We start from the raw sequence: 4434 nt of genomic DNA, 5'->3' as shown, positions 1-4434 counted from the left end.
ACCAATGTTCGTTTCGATTTTCCAGTTTATTTTGGCACCTGTTTCGGCAGCAATTGTAAACTGTTTTTGTTTACGCTCAGCTTTTTGAGTGTAAGCAGGCGGAATGATGGTAGCACTGAAATCGGAAATTTCTGCCGGAATATTTTCTTTGATTGCCGGAATTTGGCTTGCCTTTTCGTGAAAATTTAAAGGTTCATTTTTATGCAAAGAGATTTGGCTAATACCAATGCTGATGAGCAATCCTACAAGAAGGATAATCAAGCCAGAATATAATTTCTTCACAGGTTCTTTTGGCTGCGATAGGTTGGGAATTATATTTTCGATTTTGCTGATTTGCAATTGTTGTAGCATTGACAATTCAGCTTGATTTTGCAGCAGGAGATCGGCACTTTCTTCCAGTTCGGGATATTGGTTGTTTACAAAACGCGAAACATCCTGATCGGTGGTTTTCCAAATGGGTTTTATGAATAAGAAGATGCCCAGAATAACAGGAAAAATAACTGCAAAAAGCCATGGAGAAAAATGCAGTAGGTAAACGCCAATAGCCGATAACACCAAAGCGATGGACAAAGCGATTGCAACGGTGCTGATCAGATAAAAGCTAACCCACTTTTTCCTTAGGTTACTGATCCAATTTTGTCCTTCAGCTTTTAACATAATTAGTTTTTTTTCTGAATGATAAAATACGTTCGGTGGTAAAAATCAATAAAGCTGCTATCCAGATTGTAATTCCAAGCGACTCGTTTTGCGTGGTTTTTGTGGCTTGTGTTTTAGTAATCTCGGTAACTTCTTTTTGCTGAACTGATAATCTCCGCTGATCGGCAGGGTTGTCTTCAAAACCAAAGTCTGTTGAATTTTCCGCGCTGATCACAATCGGCATCAATGCTTTTACAAATAAGCCATCCCAAACCAGTTCGTTCCATTGCGGGTTAAAACGGCTGTAAAAGTGAAAGATATGTAAGGCATCAGCCTTGTCATTTGTCAATATTGCATTTCCAAAAGCATCGCTCCATATTTTTTCGGCCTGACTGGTTGAGGCAAATCTTTTACTCAATTTAATATGATGGCCATCAATATTGATAAATGATGGTGTGTCAATTAGCTTTCCTTTTTCATACTGAAATAAGGTTCCGTTAGGTGCAATGGAAGATTTAAAGCTTGCGGAAACCGCATCATCTGATAACCAAAAACCAATATCAGCTTTCCCTATCGGTGGATTGATAATGATTTTTCGGTTGGTAAAACTGCTGATGGCTTTTAAGGCAGCAATGACATATTTGCCATCTGCAATTCCCGAAGTTTCGTGTATGGCGATGTTTATCGGCAATTCGTCTGCCGAATTTAAAGCCTGATAAGTGGTGCTTGAAGGGTTTGATTTTGCTTCATATTTCTTTCCTGCATATCGGGCAATCCAGCTGCTAAGCGTATCGGTTTGATTTAGCGGAATGTACTTCAGTTTATAGCTAAAAGCCGGCAGATCGTTACCAAAACGGTTTAAGCGTCGATCGGCAAAAAAATAAACTTCAGCTCCCGGTGGAATAAATTGATTAGCTGCACTCAGTAGAGCTGTATAACTTAAAGTATTAACCTGCTTTGTTTCATTGAGAGCGGTATCTTTTAAGGTTAGTGGTTTAAACCCCACATTAAAATCGTGGATTTCGTAACCCTGTTTTATTAATGAATCTATTGTTTTATTATGCGTTTTAAAAACCTGTGGAAGTATTGCTTTATCAACCAAAATCCATCCGGCTTTATTTTTGCCCGAGATTAATTTTTTAAGATAAGGTTGTGCCAGCAGAAATGCCAGCAGCACCAAAAGCAAACAGCGTAAAACCAATAAAAGCCAATCGTTAATTTTAAAGCTTTTCGAACTTGCCCTTGAGCTTTCGCCTAGCAGGGCAATGCTGCCAATCTTAACCGTTTTGCCCTGTTTAACATTCCACAAATGGATAATGAGCGGGATAATTAAGCCTGCAAGCGCCAGTAAACCTATGGGATATAAAAATTGCACCGTTTAAATTCTAAGTTTACTTCTCTGTTTTAAAAAATCCCTCAAAGCCTGGTCTAAAGGTTCATCGGTACAAATGGTTCTGTAAAAAATCCTTCTATCAAGCAGTTTTATCCTGGTTTCTTCCAGGTAAGCATTAAGCTTGTTTTTATAATTGGCCCTCGCTTTGGTTTGATCAATCTGAATGGTTTCTCCTGTTTCCAGGTCTTCGAACGTGCTATAACCTTTAAAATCAAGATCCAGCTCGTTTCTTGATAATACATGAAAAACCACGATCTCGTGCCTTAAAGTATTCAACGTATCCAATAACTTGATGATTTCATCATCTGTTTGATAAAGATCGGTAACAAAAATTAATAGTTCGCGTTTTTGGGCACCTGCAAATAGTTCTTTATAATGAATGGGTTTGGTAAATTTTCCATCAGGATTAATCTGCTCCAACTGGTAAAATAACCTGGCCAGGTGCTGATAATCCTGTTTTGGGCTCATGGAAAAAATCCCAGAATTTTTCAGCACATATAAACCAATGGCATCGCCCTGTAAATTGGCGAGGTAAGCTAAAGATGCACCAAGATATTTTGCATAGTCAATTTTGGTAAAATCGCCATCACTATGGTTCATCGAGGCACTGGCATCTATTAATATGCGCACGGCAATATTTGTTTCCACCTCCGATTCGCGGATATAATAACGGTCGGAGCGGGCAAACATTTTCCAGTCGAGTGACCGTAAGTCGTCACCGGGTTGATAACTTCTGTATTGACTAAACTCCAATCCCGGTCCCTTTACGGTACTTTTATTAATGCCGTTCATAAAACCATCAATCGTCATTTTAGCCGATAATGAAAGGTCTTTAATGGCCATCAATACTTTTGGATCGAGCAGTTTACTCATTAAATATTGGCTTTTGGTTTCGAAATGGCTTTGATCAGTTCATCGGTAACTTTATCCGACGAAACATTTTCGGCTTCTGCCTTAAAATTCATCAATACCCTGTGGCGAAGTACAGGATAAGCCATGGCTTGTAAATCTTCCATAATTACAGCGTACCTGCCTTTAAATAAAGCTCTTGCTTTCGCTGTTAATATTAAGGCTTGTCCTGCCCGCGGGCCAGCGCCCCAACGTACCCATTCTTTTACAAAATTTACAGTGGTGGTATCAGGTCGGGTGGCGCGGATGATTTCGCTTACATAAGTAATTAAATCATCGCTGATGCTTACTTCGCGTGTAATGGACTGAAGTTCTTTGATTTCTTCTGCACCGATAATCGGGTTGATCACCGCTTTTTTACTTCCGGTGGTGCTGCTTAAAATCTGAGTTTCTTCGGCTGCCGTTGGGTAACCGATTTTGATGTACAAAAGAAAACGGTCTAATTGTGCCTCTGGCAGAGGGTAGGTTCCGGCCTGTTCAATTGGGTTTTGCGTAGCCAGAATAAAAAACGGCCGATCTAAAGGGTAGGTTTGTCCACCGTAAGTTACTTCAAATTCCTGCATGGCCTCTAATAGTGCCGATTGGGTTTTTGGTGGCGTTCTGTTTACCTCATCGGCCAGGATAATGTTGGCAAACAAAGGGCCTTTGTTAAATTTAAAAAAACGTTTTCCCGTTACATGGTCTTCTTCCAATATCTCGGTACCAACAATATCGGTAGGCATTAAATCAGGCGTAAACTGGATTCTTCTAAAGGAAAGATCTAAAGCCTGCGACATTGTCCTTACCATTAAAGTTTTTGCCAAACCCGGTACACCTTCCAGTAAACAATGTCCGCCAGCCATTAAAGCGATCAGCATTTCTTCAATGATCACATCCTGACCCACAATTACTTTTTGTATTTCGCTTTTTAAAAGGGAGATCTTATCGATCAATATTTTTAGGTTGCTTTCTGAACGCTCCAAAACGGTTGATTTTTTAGTATAACGATATTGTGCTTCAATATAGGGCATATTGGTAGATAGTTTTTAGCCTAATGGAAAGAATATCAAAAAATTTACACGATAATTAGGGTAAAAAGATGGATTAATAAAAAATGAAGGTAATTTTAGGGTGATGCAAAGAGCTAAATTTACATTTGCGAGGTTAAAATATAATTCGGGCGATTGGGATACCGATCAGCGCATGCCATCTAATCTGTTAAATTCTCTGCTGGAGTATACCACCATCCCCTTAGATGAAGAAGAGAAAATTGTAGAACTGAGCAGCCGCGATTTATTTAAATATCCTTTCTGTTATTTAAGCGGGCATAAACTGGTTCAATTTAGTCAGCAAGAAGCCGTAAATTTTAAAACCTATGTACATAACGGAGGTTTCGTTTTTGTAGATGATTGCAACCATGATATTGATGGTTTATTTGCCCGTTCATTCGAAACGCAGATGAGCAATTTATTTGGCCCACAGGCTTTGAAGAAAATCCCTAACAACCATGGTATTTA

At 39.2% G+C, this 4434-nt stretch carries 5 protein-coding genes; 1 reads left to right on the top strand and 4 read right to left on the bottom strand.

The window, feature by feature from the left end; genetic code table 11:
* From ASU31_RS26900 to ASU31_RS26885, 4 genes are all read right to left on the bottom strand, one after another.
* A partial coding sequence (locus ASU31_RS26900) for a hypothetical protein (protein WP_157258355.1) occupies nt 1-657 on the bottom strand: 657 nt, incomplete at its 3' end.
* A complete protein-coding gene (locus ASU31_RS26895) occupies nt 644-2011 on the bottom strand; it encodes a BatA domain-containing protein (protein ID WP_057935319.1) in 1368 nt (455 codons plus the stop codon). The genes ASU31_RS26900 and ASU31_RS26895, both read right to left, overlap by 14 nt.
* 3 nt (nt 2012-2014) lie before the next feature.
* Nucleotides 2015-2902, bottom strand: coding sequence for a DUF58 domain-containing protein (locus ASU31_RS26890; protein ID WP_057935318.1), 888 nt, complete (start codon nt 2900-2902; stop codon nt 2015-2017).
* Nucleotides 2902-3948, bottom strand: a complete 1047-nt coding sequence (locus ASU31_RS26885; RefSeq protein ID WP_083505564.1) for an AAA family ATPase — start codon at nt 3946-3948, stop codon at nt 2902-2904. The genes ASU31_RS26890 and ASU31_RS26885 overlap by 1 nt, the downstream gene beginning before the upstream one ends.
* Nucleotides 3949-4051: 103 nt before the next feature.
* On the opposite strand from ASU31_RS26885, the gene ASU31_RS26880 reads away from it, so the two are divergent.
* Nucleotides 4052-4434 (top strand): DUF4159 domain-containing protein (locus ASU31_RS26880; protein WP_157258352.1); only part of this gene is annotated, 383 nt, incomplete at its 3' end.

The sequence above is a fragment of the Pedobacter ginsenosidimutans genome, assembly GCF_001442625.1.
Classification (GTDB): Bacteria; Bacteroidota; Bacteroidia; order Sphingobacteriales; family Sphingobacteriaceae; genus Pedobacter; species Pedobacter ginsenosidimutans.
Note: the sequence above shows the minus strand (reverse complement) of the source record. Positions and strands in the feature narration are given on the sequence as shown.